Annotated in this window: 12 protein-coding genes; 3 read left to right on the top strand and 9 right to left on the bottom strand. The window is 49.8% G+C overall.

Going from position 1 to position 16,058, the window contains the following annotated elements; genetic code table 11:
• Positions 1–188: 188 nt before the first annotated feature.
• The 7 genes from mutY to trmD form a co-directional block, all read right to left on the bottom strand.
• Complete coding sequence (gene mutY, locus AB3R30_RS17015; RefSeq protein ID WP_458650401.1) at positions 189–1,376, bottom strand: A/G-specific adenine glycosylase; 1,188 nt, start codon at positions 1,374–1,376, stop codon at positions 189–191.
• Positions 1,333–1,668 carry a DUF760 domain-containing protein gene (locus tag AB3R30_RS17010; RefSeq protein WP_458650400.1) on the bottom strand — a complete coding sequence of 112 codons (336 nt, stop codon included), beginning with the start codon at positions 1,666–1,668 and terminating at the stop codon, positions 1,333–1,335. Before AB3R30_RS17010 ends, mutY begins: the two co-directional genes overlap by 44 nt.
• A gap of 109 nt (positions 1,669–1,777) precedes the next feature.
• On the bottom strand, positions 1,778–2,395 hold the full coding sequence (locus AB3R30_RS17005; RefSeq protein ID WP_458650399.1) for an adenylate/guanylate cyclase domain-containing protein: 618 nt from the start codon (positions 2,393–2,395) through the stop codon (positions 1,778–1,780).
• Positions 2,396–2,472: 77 nt separating this feature from the next.
• Positions 2,473–2,949, bottom strand: a complete 477-nt coding sequence (gene smpB, locus AB3R30_RS17000; protein WP_458650398.1) for an SsrA-binding protein SmpB — start codon at positions 2,947–2,949, stop codon at positions 2,473–2,475.
• A 119-nt stretch (positions 2,950–3,068) separates the two neighbouring features.
• Positions 3,069–3,671, bottom strand: a complete 603-nt coding sequence (locus tag AB3R30_RS16995; protein WP_458650397.1) for a DUF1517 domain-containing protein — start codon at positions 3,669–3,671, stop codon at positions 3,069–3,071.
• 76 nt (positions 3,672–3,747) lie between these two features.
• Positions 3,748–4,818 carry a DUF1517 domain-containing protein gene (locus AB3R30_RS16990; RefSeq protein ID WP_458650396.1) on the bottom strand — a complete coding sequence of 357 codons (1,071 nt, stop codon included), beginning with the start codon at positions 4,816–4,818 and terminating at the stop codon, positions 3,748–3,750.
• A 146-nt stretch (positions 4,819–4,964) separates the two neighbouring features.
• Positions 4,965–5,666: a tRNA (guanosine(37)-N1)-methyltransferase TrmD gene (gene trmD / locus AB3R30_RS16985; protein ID WP_458650395.1), complete on the bottom strand. Its 702-nt coding sequence runs from the start codon at positions 5,664–5,666 to the stop codon at positions 4,965–4,967.
• Positions 5,667–5,987: 321 nt separating this feature from the next.
• On the opposite strand from trmD, the gene AB3R30_RS16980 reads away from it, so the two are divergent.
• Together AB3R30_RS16980 and cphA are read left to right on the top strand one after the other, a co-directional pair.
• The gene (locus tag AB3R30_RS16980; protein WP_458650394.1) at positions 5,988–6,926 is read left to right on the top strand and encodes a cyanophycinase; all 939 of its coding nucleotides are present in this window, start codon (positions 5,988–5,990) and stop codon (positions 6,924–6,926) included.
• Positions 6,927–7,188: 262 nt separating this feature from the next.
• A complete protein-coding gene (gene cphA, locus AB3R30_RS16975; RefSeq protein ID WP_458650393.1) occupies positions 7,189–9,921 on the top strand; it encodes a cyanophycin synthetase in 2,733 nt (910 codons plus the stop codon).
• Positions 9,922–9,949: 28 nt separating this feature from the next.
• Here cphA and AB3R30_RS16970 read toward each other — a convergent pair whose 3' ends face one another.
• On the bottom strand, positions 9,950–13,732 hold the full coding sequence (locus AB3R30_RS16970; RefSeq protein WP_458650392.1) for a hydantoinase B/oxoprolinase family protein: 3,783 nt from the start codon (positions 13,730–13,732) through the stop codon (positions 9,950–9,952).
• Positions 13,733–13,905: 173 nt separating this feature from the next.
• On the opposite strand from AB3R30_RS16970, the gene AB3R30_RS16965 reads away from it, so the two are divergent.
• Entirely contained in the window at positions 13,906–14,094 is a 189-nt protein-coding gene (locus tag AB3R30_RS16965; protein WP_458650391.1) for a hypothetical protein, read from the top strand.
• Here the strand turns inward: AB3R30_RS16965 and ggt are convergent, their stop codons facing one another.
• Entirely contained in the window at positions 14,095–15,834 is a 1,740-nt protein-coding gene (ggt, locus tag AB3R30_RS16960; protein ID WP_458650390.1) for a gamma-glutamyltransferase, read from the bottom strand.
• Between the last annotated feature and the right edge of the window lie 224 nt (positions 15,835–16,058).

The raw sequence follows: 16,058 nt of genomic DNA, 5'->3' as shown, positions 1-16,058 counted from the left end.
GACGTAGATGAATTAAGCTTCTCATCCTAGCAGCAAACGTTTGCTAGGAGAGTGATGCAGTCGGCAGAAGTGGAAAGGGCGAGTGAAGAATGGTGAAAGAAGAGTTCTAAGTTTTGGGTTTTGAGTTTTGAGTTTTGCCTCTCCACTCCTCCACTCCTCTACTCGTCCACCCCTTTCCACTTGGCACCTCATCCATCCTTTTCTTTTTTCAGTGCTTCAATAATTTGTAGATTGGCTTTAGGAAATGGGTAGCTGTCTAAGTCGGCGAGTTCAACCCAGCGGATTTCGTCACATTCGATCGCTTGAGGTTCGCCGCTGATGTGCTGACAGTGATGAACGTTGAGGGTGACGTGAAAATGGCTGTAGGTATGGTCTACCACGATCAGGCGATCGCCGACTTCAATCTCAATCCCTAGTTCTTCCTGAATTTCGCGCTGAATACAATCTGGAATCGTTTCGCCCGGTTCTACTTTGCCGCCAGGAAACTCCCACATGCCACCCAGCAGTCCTTCGGGTTTGCGGCGATCGATCAGGATTTGTCCCGCGTCGTTCCAGATGACAGCAACACCAATGATTTTGCGCGGAATGGGGGAACGAGTTTCAGTCATAGGAAGCTGGTTTTGAATACCTTGATTGTAAGCAGAGCAGTGAGGCTGCCAAGGACAGCGATCGCACAGCGGGTTGCGCGGTAAACAAATAGTTGCGCCCAAATCCATCCATGCCTGGTTAAAATCGCGGGGATGAGCCGGATCGAGCAGGGCTTCCGATAGCTGCCAGAGTGGGGCGATCGCTTTGGAGGTTGGCACGGGTAGGGCAACCAATCGCGCCAGTACCCGCTTCACATTACCATCCAAAATGGGGGTTGGCTGATCAAATGCAGCACTCAAAATGCCTCCCGCTGTGGTGCGCCCAATTCCGGGCAGACTCATCGCCATTTGCAAATCGGTTGGAAAAATGCCATTGTGCTGGCTAACAATTTCTTGAGCGGCGCGGTGTAAGTTTCTAGCACGGGCATAGTATCCCAAGCCTTGCCAAACTTTTAATACTTGCTGCTGATCGGCAGATGCCAGAGTTTGAAGGGTAGGAAATTGGGTCAGCCAGCGATCGTAGTAAGGAATCACTGTTTTAACTTGGGTTTGTTGCAGCATAATCTCTGATACCCAAATGGCATAGGGATCACGGCTGCGTCGCCAGGGAAGATCGCGACCCTGTTGGCTGTACCAATTCAGCAATGTAGAACGGAGCGCAAAAATGACAGAACTCGGCAAGCGATCGCTCACCGAGTCCATTCTAATCAATTCTCTGTCTACGGTTTGGCGCAGAGAAGCCTGGTTACTCTGCTGTCGCATCGGATGCGATCGCAAACGACTTTTCAAATGCCATCCGCTGTTCCGCATTGCGAAGAAAATATCCGCTCATCACTGCCGAAGCCAACAATCGACCCAAGTCTTCACGAGTCGTGGAAACCTGGACGTTAAAGCCCTCGGTTGGAAGTCCACCCAATAGCCCAATAATATTTCGTTCTACAACCTGAAATACTTCCACGGAGTCGGGTCTAGACAACTGCGCGATCGTCTCAGCCGGCATCGACTGCACATATTGCAACAGCGAATTGCCCTTTTCAACTTCGTCGGTAATAAACTCTGGCAAACGTTCTTGGTGATTCACAATCAAAACCTCAATCAAGCTGCGTTATCTTTCTACAAGTTACTCTAACAATTGCGTTAGTTGTACCACAGTGAGTAGAACCGAACCAACAAAGCAGTAAAGTCCTCCCTCATCTTAGGACATAGGAAATTAGCTCTAGTCCGGAGATAGAAAAGCTAAGTTGTTCCCAAGATTGATTGGATGCATCGGCTAGCTGCTGGAAAGCCTGTTCAGTTAGCAAAATTTCATTGCGATGAGCCAAGTCTTCGCCCAGTTTGCTTGCTAGGTTCATTTCGCTGCCGTAAAGGTCACTGTCGCCAATCAGCAAGGTGGTGCCATACCCAATGCCGATGCTGGCATGGAGATCTTTTTCATCGGGTAAGCCTGTGTTTACGGCAGCAAAACCCTTCAAAATATCAACGGCTGCATCCACTGCCATAGGCACCTCTGAAAAAACCGCAAATAAATTATCGGCTTCCTGTTTAATCACGCGCCCTTGGTGATGGATAACAATTGGATTGGCGATCGCGCTCATCCGATGCACCATGGTCAAAAAGTGAATAATGCCGTGGCGAATCGTTAGTCGCGAAAAACCGGATAAATCCAGCACCAAAATGGCACAGTTATGATCAAACGTTTGATGAATCAGCGTGTCTATTTCACTCTCCCGCTCTGGATACTCAATCCGCTCTTGGAGGAGTTGGTGCAGTCGCGATCGCGTGTTGTCAGGCATAGAATTGAAATTCACGGGACACCAGCAAAGCAAACAATTTATCTGATTTACTCATCGACTCATGCACCCGTCTACTCACTAAGCATTTCTTTCTATTGGGTTTTCATCGCCCTTTGCATATCACGCTGATCATCCCGCCGTTTAATATCTTCTCGCTTGTCATGCAGTTTCTTACCCCGTGCCAGCCCAATTACGATTTTGACCCAGCCGCGCTTCATATACATTTTTAGGGGAACCAACGTTAACCCCTGCTGCTCAACCTTTCCAGTCAGGCTCCGAAGTTGATCCCGATGAAGCAGCAATTTACGGTTTCGCCGGGGATCGTGGTTATAAGTTTGGCGGGTGCTGTCGTGGGGCGAAATGTGGACGTTCATTAAAAACGCTTCTCCATCTCGAATGAGGGCAAACCCATCTTTAAGATTGACCTTGCCTGCCCGAATCGATTTCACCTCAGTTCCCACAAGTTGGATTCCAGCTTCATAGGTTTCCAAAATCTCGAACTGAAAACGCGCGTAGCGGTTGTCGCTAATAAGTTTGTAGCTGTCGTCCTTATCACTCTTATCACTCATAGTTTTATTCTAGGCTGGCACGCTTGATTAGTGGATTTTTTACCTGTTTATTTCGTTGCTGCTTAGTTGCTTGCTGCCTGAAACTACTCACGCGATCGCTGCCAGATGCCTGAAACTACTCACGCGATCGCTGCCATCTCTGCATATTCAGTCGCAAGTTCGGCTTCGGTGAGCCTGTCGTCCAGGGCTTGCGGACTCCACAGCATTTCAAAGACAACCAGATAGCGAGGCTGCATCAGCCGGATATCATCCAAGACATCGCGCAGGGCAGAAGCCGAATAAATTTCACCAAATAAGGGGCGATCTCCTTCTGTGCCTAAGATTAGCGTTACCACAATATAAGCGGGCGTTTCATCAATGCTGGGAGGAACGGGCGATCGCTTTGTGATCACTCCATCCACATTGGTCAAGGTTTCGCTAAATTTGCTGCGTTCTCGCAGTGACCAAGCATTAAATAGCTCTTCGGCTTCTTCGTAAGCATTAACTGTATTCGAGCTTGCTAATACATGAGTCCAATATCGAGAATAATCTAGTAGCCCCTGTGCCACTTGTTGCAACAGTGAAAACCGTCCTTCTGGAGTGCCGGTATCTGCGGTTTCACCCCACTCGTTTAGCAAAGTTTGTAGTCTACGTGCGTCTGCTCGTAAGGCTATCTGCAATAAGCTAACCGTCACAATGTCGTTGGTCAACTCTGCCCCATCCGCTCCCTCTAGCTGCACCATAACCCTTTTCTACCTTCCTTTATATATGCCCATTAATAGGGATAACTCGTTCAAATACACGCTGTTTGGCTGGAAGCTAAATTTGAGCCATCTCTGTATATTCAGTCAGTAGCTCCTCATAGGTCAGGCTATCTTGAGCATCCTGGGGACTCCACAATAGCTCAAACACCATCAAGTAATCCGGTGGAATTGCTGCTAGTTTTTGCAGTGATTCTTTCAGTGCAGCCTCGGTCTGGATTTTGTCAAATAAGGGGCGATCGTGGGCAGTGCCCGAAACCAGCGTGACCACAATAAAAGAAGCGGGATCTTCTTCAGGATCGGGCTTAAAATCTCGTCTGTAAACCTTGCCGCCAACGTTGCTCAATGTTTCTACGCTAAATTTACTGCGCTCGGCAACGGAAATTTGATTGAAAAGTGATTCTGCCGCTTCTCGACTTTTTACTGTTTCTGAACTGGCTAAAACATGGCTCCAGTTTTCTGGGCTACGCAAGAGCGCCAAGATAGATTCTTGCATCAGTTGATAAAGTCCTTCCTCTGTGTCTGTGTCTATTTCTAGACTGAACTGAGTCAGGTCTGCCTGAATTTCTCGTGCCTGTGCCAATAGCGCCACTTGTATTTTGCTGACGGTAACAGTGTTGTTGTCAAGCTCTCCGCCAACGCTCGCTCCCCCAAAGCCTGAGCCGCCACTCTTTGCTTTCACTGCTAGATAGGCAAGCAATAAGGCAAAACCCGCGCCACCCATTAATAACAATCCCAAGATAAACACGAAATTGTTAGAGGAGCCATACGCAGTAGTGCCGCCATAGGAAGGGTTGGTGTAGCCAGAAGGACCGACTGGCACCGGAACCACCACTGTACCGCCGCCCCGGTTGTATCGGTAAGGGTCGGACTGGTAGCCACCAGAACTGGGGTTTGAATAGGATGGGCTAGAAGGACGACTGGGGCTGGAGGGACGAGACGGGCTGGAGGGACGAGACGGGCTGGATCGAAAAGAACCGCCGCCACTGCGTCCGCCACTGCTTCTTGCTTGAGCTTCCATATCAACGCTCATCCGTATTTCAGGAGAAGAGCCAGACAGATCGATCGCATTGGCTAAAAAACATCCCATTACCGCTAGGCAGACCCGTTGAATAGCGAAGTACTTCATAAAACACCTGAAATAGCGATCGTGGCTTTGACTTAAAGGTATCTGCCTTAATTTTAGACACCGAAATTTAACGACGCTCTAAACCTCATGATTATTGATGATTCCCCATTTCCCCATGACAATCGCCACTCGTCAATCGCCACTCGTCAATCGCCACTCTTTTTTCCCCTCTCCCATTTCTCATACAAATCAGGGCGGCGATCGCGGGTTCGTTGCTGCTGTTGTTCTGTACGCCATTGGGCGATCGCCTGATGATTTCCTGATCGCAATACCTCCGGCACTTCCCACTCTCGAAACACAGGCGGACGAGTATATTGCGGGTAATCCAACAACCCATCCTCAAAACTTTCCAGCTTTAATGACTCCTCCTTGCCAACAGTTCCGGGCAACAACCGGATCACCCCATTCAGCAATGTCAACGCTGGAATTTCTCCACAAGTCAGCACAAAATCTCCCAAAGACACTTCCCGCGTCACCAAATTCAATACCCGCTCATCGACTCCCTCATAATGTCCACAAATGATGACTAACTGATCGCAATTTGCGGCAAAATCTCGGAACATGCCTTGATGCATCGTTTCTCCTTGGGGAGTCATCATTAGCACCTGCCGCTGGGGCGATATAGGCAGTGATTCAACCGCTGCAAAAATGGGTTCTGGCTTCATCAACATGCCCACCCCGCCGCCATAAGGCTCATCATCCACCCGATGATGTTTATCGGTTGTAAAGTCGCGGGGATTGGTCAGATGCACTTCAGCAATGTGCTTAGCAAGAGCTTTTCCTAGCAGCCCTGAACTTAAAGGAGAGCCAAAAAAATCCGGAAACAGGGTCACAATATCAAAGCGCATAGCTGCGAATCCACACTTAGCTTATGATGAGGGGCGGTTAATCAAGCGCTCTGACTTCAAGTAAAGCTTTGATTGAGGCAAAGCAACTTAGGCAAAGAAACATTTTGAATTGATTTAAACTAAACTTTTAATGATCTGTCATGATGCTGGTTATTTACAAATAACTTTGGGTAATAAGCTTTTAGGCAAAAAACACAGAGTTTGTAAAAGGATCGAAAGTAAGTCAGACTTGTCCGCTCACTTAGCAAGATTGTGTAGATGAGAGCATCAGCATTACCTCGATTATGGTACTCCCTTAATAGAATCAAGGAACACATAAAAGTGAGTAAGAATAGTGTTTCTACAGCCGTTACAAAGCTGTTGGAGCGCTTGTTTTATCCGATGCCGGGGATCAATGCTGCACCTCGGCTACAGTATCAGTCCCTTGGAGAGGAAATGCCCCAATCTACAAAAACCGCCATTATGATCATCGGTGGAGCCGAGGATAAAGTTCATGGGCGGGAGATTTTGCACAGTTTTTTTGTTCGTTCTGGCGCAACGGATGCCCAGATTGCGATTATTCCGTCTGCTTCTCGTGAACCTGCGGTGATTGGTGAACGATACCGCGAAATTTTTACAGAGATGGGCGCAAAGGGAATCGAAATTTTAGATATCCAAGACCGCGCTCAGTGTGAAGACCCGATTTTACAAAGTTATGCCAAAAGCTGCACAGGCGTATTTATGACAGGGGGCGATCAACTTCGGCTCTGTGGCTTGCTGGCAGACACTCCCCTAATGGAGTTCGTTCGTCAGCGGGCACAGCGAGGTGAGATCACTTTAGCTGGCACGAGTGCGGGTGCTGCGGTAATGGGACATTATATGATTGCGGGAGGAGGCAGCGGCGAGTCGCCTAACCGATCGCTGGTGGATATTACTACCGGGCTGGGTATTATTCCAGAACTATTGGTGGATCAGCATTTTCATAACCGGAACCGCATGGCTCGGCTAATGAGCGCGATCGCTGGGCACCCCGATCGCTTCGGGATTGGCATTGATGAAGATACCTGCTCTTTGTTTGAAGGAGATGGGCTGTTACAAGTGATCGGAAAAGGTACAGTAACAATCATTGATCCAAAAGAACTGACTCACACAAACTGGTCTCATATTGGAGCAACCGATCCCCTCAGCATTGGAAATTTACGCATTCACATTCTGGTTCATGGCGACTGCTTTAACCTGCACAAACGTATTCCAATTCATGCTCACTTTGATCATGCTTAAAACCAACGCGCTCCTAGTGATAACAAGGAATAGTCGTTAATTTAGATAAAGCCACCATAATGACGAGCTAACTCAAGACTTTGAGGATTAAATCGTTCAAGGTGAACAGTTTAGACCCCCTATTGCAAAAGAAACTGAATAATTGCTTGCACCAATGAGCAACGACAAATTTCCTCACTTGATGGTTTATCACTTGATGGTTATCACTTGATGAATATGCCAATGTTTACAGCACCAAAGCTTAACTTCCTCGGATAGTGCTATGAAAATACTCAAAATCCAGACATTACGCGGTCCTAACTACTGGAGCATTCGCCGTCAAAAACTGGTGGTGATGCGTCTGGATCTAGAAGAACTGGCTGATCAGCCTTCTAACGTGATTCCGGGTTTTTATGATGGGCTAACTCAGACGCTTCCTAGCTTAGTTGAGCATTACTGTTCTCCAGGATGCCGGGGCGGTTTCCTACAGCGCGTCCAGGAAGGCACGATGATGGGGCACATTGTGGAGCATGTGGCGCTAGAGTTGCAAGAACTTGCTGGCATGACCGTTGGCTTTGGGCGAACCCGCGAAACGGCTGATTTGGGCACCTACCAGGTCGTAATCGAATACATTCATGAACAGGCAGGACGATATGCGGCGCGGGCGGCGGTGCGTCTTTGCCAGGGAATTATTGATCAGGGGATCTATTCTTCAGAAGAATTAGAGAAAGATTTGAATGATCTGCGTCAGTTGGCAGCGGATGTTTCGCTAGGACCTAGCACTGAGGCGATCGTCAAGGAAGCTGAAGCGCGGGGTATTCCCTGGTTTGAACTCGGTGCCCGCCATTTAATTCAGCTAGGGTATGGGGTTCATCAAAAACGGATGCAGGCAACGTTGAGTAATTACACCAGCATTTTGGGTGTGGAGCTTGCCAGTGATAAGGAGGGCACTAAAAGTGTTTTGCGAAATGCCGGAATTCCAGTGCCCCGTGGTACGGTCGTTAACTTTTTTGATGAGCTAGAGGAAGCGGTTGAATATGTGGGCGGCTACCCGATTGTAATTAAGCCGCTAGATGGCAACCATGGGCGCGGCATTACGATTGATATTAATTCTTGGGAGGCGGCGATCGAAGCCTATGATGCCGCCAAAGAAGTCTCGCGATCGGTGATTGTGGAGCGGTTTTATGCAGGGCGAGATCATCGGGTTCTGGTCGTAGATGGCACTGTTGTGGCTGTTGCTGAACGGATTCCGGCTCACGTTGTGGGAGATGGCATTCATACCATTGAAGAACTGGTCGAAGAAACCAACAGCGATCCCCGGCGGGGAGAAGGTCATGATAATGTGCTGACCAAAATCGAACTCGATCGCACCAGTTGGCAACTTCTAGAAAAACAAGGCTATACCGTTGAAACGATCTTGCAAAAAGATGAGGTTTTTTACCTACGGGCAACCGCGAACCTCAGTACAGGCGGCAGTTCGGTCGATCGCACCGATGATATTCATCCCGAAAACCTATGGATTGCCAAACGGGCTGCTAAAACCATCGGGTTAGACATCGCTGGCATCGACATAGTCACCCCAGATATTACCCAACCGCTGCGGGAAGTCGATGGTGTGATTGTCGAAATCAATGCGGCTCCCGGTTTCCGGATGCATGTTTGCCCCAGTGAAGGCATTCCCCGCAACGTTGCCGCCCCCGTGCTAGACATGCTCTTTCCACCGGGCACCCCCAGCCGCGTCCCCATCGTTGCCCTGACTGGAACCAACGGCAAAACCACCACCACCCGTTTAGTTGCCCATATCTTCCGGCAAACAGGGCAAGTAGTCGGCTACACCACCACAGACGGTACTTACATTGGCGATTACATGGCAGAACCGGGGGACAACACTGGACCGCAAAGCGCTCAGTTAATCTTGCAAGATCCCACGGTGGAAGTGGCAATTTTGGAAAGTGCGCGGGGTGGCATTCTCCGCTCTGGTCTAGGGTTTAGTGCGTGTGATGTGGGTGTAGTCCTAAACGTGGCGGCGGATCACTTGGGTTTGGGCGATATTAATACCATTGATCAAATGGCGCGGGTTAAGAGCGTTGTGGCTGAAACCGTCATGCCGAATGGCTATGCAGTTCTCAATGCTGATGATCCGCTGGTAGCCGAGATGGCACGCCGGGTTAACGCTCAGGTTGCCTATTTTTCGATGAATCCTGAGAATGAGTTGATTAGAGCGCATACCCAAAAAGGCGGCTTGGCAGCCGTTCATGAAAATGGATATTTATCGATCCTAAAGGGTGATTGGACGCTGCGAATTGAGCCTGCTGAAAATGTGCCCTTAACGCTGGCTGGACGGGCACCCTTCATGATTGCCAATGCGTTGGCAGCTAGCTTGGCAGCGTTTGCCCAAGGGGTAGACATCAAAGACATTCGAGCAGCGCTGCTGACCTTCCGCGCATCTGCGGCACAAACGCCTGGACGCATGAATTTATTCAATTTGGGCACCTATCATGCCTTAGTGGATTATGCTCACAATGCCCATAGCTATGAGGCGTTGGGAGGATTTGTTCGTAACTGGCCCGGTGAGCGGATTGGGGTAGTGGGAGGTCCGGGCGATCGCCGGGATGAAGATTTTGTTACTCTAGGCACTCTGTCGGCAAATATGTTCGATCGCATCATTGTTAAAGAAGATGACGATACCCGTGGGCGACCCCGTGGTGATGCTGCCCGCTGGATTGCGCGAGGGTTACAACAAGCTAAGCCCGATTGCCGCTATGAGACGGTTCTAGACGAGATTACCGCCATTCAAATGGCTCTAGATAGCGCTCCATTAAACAGTCTGGTGGTTATCCTGCCAGAAAGCGTTGATCGCGCCATTAAATTAATTGAAGTCCGTAAGCCTATTGCTGAACCAGAGTTGGCAACCAGCACCATTGACACATCAGCTTCGTCCTTAGATTCTGAGCAGACTGAAGCCTTGAAAAGCCCTGAAACCGGAGCATCCCTAAGTGCGCGATTAATCGAATGAGAAGCCTAAGAGAAAAGTATCGCTTTAGCTAGGGTGCGCCATAGCCACCGCCGCCCGGAGTTTCAATCACAAATATATCGCCAGCCTGCATCTGGGCTTCTGCTGTGCTGCCTAGGAGTGCGATCGCGCCGTCGTGGTGCTGAATCCAATTACGTCCAGCCATTCCTGGTTCTCCACCCTTTAGCCCAAAGGGTGGCACGGCTCGGCTTCCCGATAGAATGGCTGCCGTCATTGATTCTCGGAATTTAAGTCGCCGCACTACCCCATTGCCACCTTGATAGTGTCCTCCACCGCCACTATGGGAACGAATGGAGAATTCTTCTAGCAAGACTGGAAAGCGCCATTCCAGAACCTCCGGATCGGTGAGGCGGGAGTTGGTCATGTGAGTTTGTACGGCGTTTGTACCATCAAAGCTCGCACCTGCACCCGATCCGCCGCAAATAGTCTCGTAGTATTGATAGTGCTGATTGCCAAACGTGAAATTATTCATTGTGCCTTGGGCTGCTGCCATCACGCCCAGCGCCCCGTATAACGCATTGGTGACCACTTGCGAGGTTTCCACGTTACCCGCAACCACCGCAGCCGGGTAGTGAGGATTAAGCAAACAGCCTTGGGGGACAATGATCTCTAAGGGCTTCAAACATCCAGCGTTCAAGGGGATATCATCTTCAACCAAGGTGCGGAAAACATAGAGAACAGCGGCTTTGCAGACTGCCAGGGGTGCATTGAAGTTATTGGGCTGTTGGGGCGAAGTGCCTGTGAAATCGATTTTGGCACTGCGGGTTTCTGAGTTGATCGCGATCGCCACCCGAACCTCACACCCATTATCCATCGTGACCGTGAAACTGCGATCTGTCGCCTCTCGACCTAATCTATCAATCACTCGCCGCACCGCAGATTCAGCATTGTCCTGCACATACTGCATATAGGACTGCACCGTCTTTAAGCCAAAATGCTGCACCATTGCCTGCAACTCCTGCACCCCTTTGGCATTAGCGGCAACTTGTGCTTTCAGATCTGCCAAGTTTTGCGCTGGATTGCGAACAGGATATTCGCCAGCACTCAGCAATTCCAGCAACTCAGCCTCTCGAAAATCTCCTTGCTCGATCAGTTTGAAATGATCAATGAGTACCCCCTCTTGGTCAATCGACACGCTATTGGGAGGCATGGAACCCGGCGTGATGCCGCCAATATCGGCATGATGTCCACGGGATGCAACGAAGAAGAGGGGCGAGGGGTAAGAGGCGAGGGGTGAGGGGCGAGGAGTAAGAATATTGGATTGTTCTGCTTCCTGTTTCTCTAAAAAGATAGGGGTGATGACGGTGATGTCGGGTAAGTGAGTGCCACCGTTGTAGGGATTGTTCAAAATATAGACATCGCCAGGGCGGAAGGTATCGCCGCGATTCCCTTTGGGATCGTGGAACGAATCGCGGATCAAACTTTGGACGCTTTCGCCCATGGAACCGAGATGCACCGGAATGTGAGGCGCATTCGCGATCAGTTGCCCTACCTGATCAAACACAGCGCAGGAGAAATCGAGCCGCTCTTTAATGTTGACAGAGTAGCTGGTGTTTTGTAGAGTCACGCCCATCTGCTCAGCGATCGCCATAAACAAATGATTGAAAATTTCGAGGAGAACGGGATCGGGCTTTAAGGGTTGAGTTTTGAGTTTTGAGTTTTGAGTTTTGAATGGCTGAATCTGGGTCAAGATTAATTCTCCTTGCTCCATCACCTGTGCGTGCCAACCGGGTTCAATCACATTGGTGCCGGTGGTTTCTAGGATGAGGGCAGGTGCGGAAATGATATCGCCGGGACGGAGGAGATCGCGCTGATATAGGGGCACAAACTGCCACTGATCGGCAATGTACATAGGGCGGGTGGCGATCGGTTGTAAAGGCTCGGTGCGGGACAGTTTGGGCATCGGTTCATTCAATGCTGTCATACTGCCTACCACTTCTACAGAGACAGCTTCGACGATCAAGGGTTTGTCTGGGAAAATGAAGCCGTAGCGTTGATGATGAGCCGCTTCAAATCGGGCGAACATTTCAGCCATGCTACCGGATTTCACCATGAGGGCAGAGTCGGTGCCTTCGTAACGCAGATGGGCGTTGGCTGAGATGTGAAGGGATGCTGCAAGATCGGGGTTTTGGCGGATCAGTTCGGTGGTTGCAGTGGCGGTAAGTTGGGCGATCGCGGCTTCTAGATCAGGCAAAGCAGTCTTGGTTAAAGCAATCTCAAGAGAAAGTTCGCGGATGACGCTTTGGTTTGCCAAACCCATGCCGTAGGCGGATAGTACTCCAGCGTAAGGATGAATAAAAATTTGCTGAATGCCTAGATTTTGGGCGATCGCGCAGGCATGTTGTCCCCCCGCACCGCCAAAACAGCACAGTGTGTATTCCGTGATGTCATAGCCGCGCTGCACCGAGATTTTTTTAATCGCATTTGCCATTTTTTCAACGGCGATCGCCAAAAAACCTTCTGCCACTTGTTCGGGTGATCGGGAGTCGCCTGTTGCCTGATGAATTTTCACGGTCAATTCTGTAAACTTCCGCTGCACCACTTCCCCATCCAGCGGTAAATTTCCCGCCGCTCCAAAAACCATCGGAAAAAACTCTGGCTGCACCCGCCCTAGCATCAAATTACAATCTGTGACCGTCAGCAAACCGCCTTGGCGATAGCAAGCAGGGCCCGGATTTGCTCCCGCCGACTCTGGACCTACCCGATACCGCGCCCCATCAAATTTCAGGATGGAACCGCCTCCCGCTGCGACCGTGTGGATTGACATCATCGGCGATCGCAGCCGTACTCCCGCCACTTCTGTTTCAAACGTGCGCTCATAGTCCCCGGCATAGTGCGCTACGTCCGTTGAAGTGCCGCCCATATCAAAGGTAATAATTTTTTTAAGCCCAGCCTGTTTGCAGGTTTGCACTGCGCCTACGATCCCACCAGCCGGACCTGACAAAATGCTGTCTTTCCCTTGAAAAGATTTGGCACTTGTTAAGCCACCGTTGGATTGCATGAAAAAAAGCCGAGGCAAGAGGTGAGCGGCGAGCGGCGAGAAAGTTTCTGTTTGCCCCTTGCCCCTTGCCCCTTGCCTCTCTCCTAATTCTGCTGCCACTTGCTCAACGTAGCGTCGCAAAATGGGCGACAGGTAGGCATCAACAACAGTCGTATCACCGCGACTGACGAGTTTCATCAAGGGACTGACTTGATGAGACACAGAAATTTGGCTAAACCCGATCGCCTGTGCGAGTTCTGCAACTTGCTGCTCATGTTTAGGATAGCGGTAGCCATGCAAAAACGCGATCGCGCAAGCACGAATGCCACTGTCATAGGCAGTTTTCAGTGATGTGATTAACTGCGTTTCTACAGCGGCGGTGATAGCGATCAGTTCTTCACCGTGAGCGCTATGGCGTTCATCCACTTCAATGACTTGCTCATACAGCATTTCGGGCAGAACAATTTGTAAGGCGAAAATATTAGGACGATGCTGGTAGCCGATCCGCAGCACATCCCGAAAGCCTTTTGTGGTGATAAATAAAACGCGATCGCCCTTGCGTTCCAATAGTGCATTCGTCGCCACAGTGGTGCCCATTTTGATCGCCTCAATTCGCTCCTCCGGAATCGGTGCCTCCGCAGAGATGCCTAAAATTTCGCGAATACCTTGAATGGCAGCATCCTGGTAGCGTGGGCTGTCGGACAACAGCTTGTGTACTGAGAGCGTCCCATTAGGATGCCGCGCCACAATATCGGTAAAAGTGCCACCGCGATCGATCCAAAATTGCCAGCGCTTCAGGGTTTCAGCAGTCATATTTTGATTGGAGGGATTCTCTTACAGACAGAATGCAAGAATTAAACGGAGCATGATTTGCATCACTTGAAGTATCAGGAATAATCACACTTGAGAAGGGGTGTTTATCACCTGTCAGAGATGGAAATAACGGGATACTCAATTGTATCGAAGCCCTTAGTTAAGTATCTGCCATGAACGCCACCACCCTTAACGAATTGCCCCTTGAAAAGATTGTTGAACGGATTTTAGCGACGCGTCAAATTACCCGTGCGGATCAGCATTCACTATTAGCGTTGAGTAATTTGAATGCTCAAGAAAAGCTACTGATTAATCGCCTATTCGATCGCCTACGGATGGGATTACTCAAGGTTGTAGATTAACTAAAAGCCTGCTGCTGTGCCTTCCCCCCGTGGATCGGCGGCTCCTTCTAACCAACCGTCACTCGTGCGAAGAATAATAGTGGCATTGCCCCAGCCTGATCGCTCTTCAATCGTGTGTCCACGGCGGCGTAATTCTGCCAACGTCAGCGGATCAAATCCATTTTTTTCTACCATCAGTTTGTCCGGTAGCCATTGATGATGCAGCCGAGAAGCCGCCACTGCACCGCGAGCATCCATATCATAAACCAATACATTTAGGACAATTTGTAAAACTGTTGTAATAATAGTGCTGCCACCTGGTGCCCCAGCAACCAATCGGACTTGCCCATTTTCTGTAACGATGGTGGGAGTCATACTTGAAAGAGGGGTTTTGCGGGGAGCGATCGCGTTTGCCGTACTACCCACTAAGCCAAACGCATTGGGCGTGTTAGGAGCGATCGCGAAATCATCCATTTCATTGTTTAAGACAATACCTGTGCCCGCTGCAACTACCCGTGCGCCAAAGCCTAGGTTCACAGTAAAGGTGAGGCTGACGGCGTTGCCAGCTTGATCCACGACGCTCAAATGGCTCGTGTCTGCCGATTCTTTGCCAGACAAACGCTTCAGCAATGCTGGATTAGCAGGCTTCACTTGGCTCGATGGTCTCGCCTTGCTCAAATCAATCTCTGGGCGACGCTTTTCGGCATAGGCAGGGCTAATCAAAGCCGCAACAGGCACCTGAACAAAATCTGGATCACCCAAAAATTGGGCGCGATCAGCATAGGCAATTCGCATACTTTCGCCCATCCAGTGCAGCGCGTCGGGATGATGCCAGTCTAATTTTTTGAAACTAGCACCCCCGACAGCGCCACTCAGTAGATTTAACATTTGTAGCAGATGCACACCACCGGAAGAAGGCGGCGGCATGGAGCAAACTCTCACTGTTTGAAAAGTGCCGCAGACTGGAGTGCGCCAAATTGGGCGATACTGCTGCAAATCTTGCTGGGTGATGATGCCGCCATTAGTTGCCATATCCCGGGCGATCGCGCTGGCAATACTCCCCGTATAGAAGCTACTCGGCTCTTGGGCGATCTTACTTAAGGTCTTTGCCAAATCGGTTTGAACTAGTATCTCTCCAATTTCAGGGAGCTTTCCCGATGGCAAGAAGATCTGCCGAGTTGACGAGTTGGTTTGCAAGGCAGGATTACGAGCGATCGCAGCAGCTAGTTTAGGTGTGATCACAAACCCCTTTTTTGCGAGGGCGATCGCAGGTTGCACTACAGTTTTCCAGGGTAGCTTGCCATACTGGCGATGCACTTCAGCCAAACCCGCCACTGTTCCTGGAACCCCCACTGCCAAATAGCCTTCCGTGCTGGCTTTAGGACGTACGTTTCCAGATGCATTCAAATACATTTTGGAAGTAGCTACCAAGGGTGCCCGTTCCCGAAAATCAAGCGCTTTAGTCTCACCCGTAGTGCCCACCCGCAAGAGCAAAAAGCCACCCCCACCTAGTCCAGCTGAGTAAGGTTCCACAACAGAAATCGCAAAGGTGGTTGCCACGGCTGCATCTATAGCATTGCCGCCCTGCTGCAACATTGCCAATCCAGGTTGACTTGCCAAAGGATGAGCCGAAACGACCATTCCTTGCCTTCCTCGACTGAGCAAGCTGGAATTTTGTGCTAGCCCAACAGGTGGTATTGCGCCAATAAAAACTGCCGAAACTACTTGAAAAACTGGAATAAGCCGCACAATCGTCACCATACTGGATTTTCCAACAGCTAACTATCCAAGTTACGTCATTGAACCTTATCTGAAACAGCTAAGTCTTTATCAACTAGGCTCAACCACTTCATATCTTGCAGAATAGATAATCAACAAGGAGTCAGCTTATTACCTCGCAGATAACAATACAAACGACAAGAGGCTCCCATCAGGTAGATGAGAGCCTCTTGAGAACGATTAACCTGGCATCGAGCTATTTTTGC

The organism is Sivoneniella epilithica UHCC 1019 (assembly GCF_040830845.1).
Taxonomy (GTDB): Bacteria; Cyanobacteriota; Cyanobacteriia; order Leptolyngbyales; family Leptolyngbyaceae; genus ULC077BIN1.
This window is presented reverse-complemented; position numbering and strand designations above follow the sequence as displayed.

What these genes read in the sequence shown, in the direction of transcription:
- smpB (WP_458650398.1), bottom strand. Translation starts at nt 2,949, where the DNA reads ATGAGTGATAAGAGTGATAAGGACGACAGCTACAAACTTATTAGCGAC.
- ggt (WP_458650390.1), bottom strand. Translation starts at nt 15,834, where the DNA reads ATGGTGACGATTGTGCGGCTTATTCCAGTTTTTCAAGTAGTTTCGGCA.
- AB3R30_RS16995 (WP_458650397.1), bottom strand. Translation starts at nt 3,671, where the DNA reads ATGGTGCAGCTAGAGGGAGCGGATGGGGCAGAGTTGACCAACGACATT.
- trmD (WP_458650395.1), bottom strand. Translation starts at nt 5,666, where the DNA reads ATGCGCTTTGATATTGTGACCCTGTTTCCGGATTTTTTTGGCTCTCCT.
- AB3R30_RS16990 (WP_458650396.1), bottom strand. Translation starts at nt 4,818, where the DNA reads ATGAAGTACTTCGCTATTCAACGGGTCTGCCTAGCGGTAATGGGATGT.
- AB3R30_RS16965 (WP_458650391.1), top strand. Translation starts at nt 13,906, where the DNA reads ATGAACGCCACCACCCTTAACGAATTGCCCCTTGAAAAGATTGTTGAA.
- cphA (WP_458650393.1), top strand. Translation starts at nt 7,189, where the DNA reads ATGAAAATACTCAAAATCCAGACATTACGCGGTCCTAACTACTGGAGC.
- AB3R30_RS16970 (WP_458650392.1), bottom strand. Translation starts at nt 13,732, where the DNA reads ATGACTGCTGAAACCCTGAAGCGCTGGCAATTTTGGATCGATCGCGGT.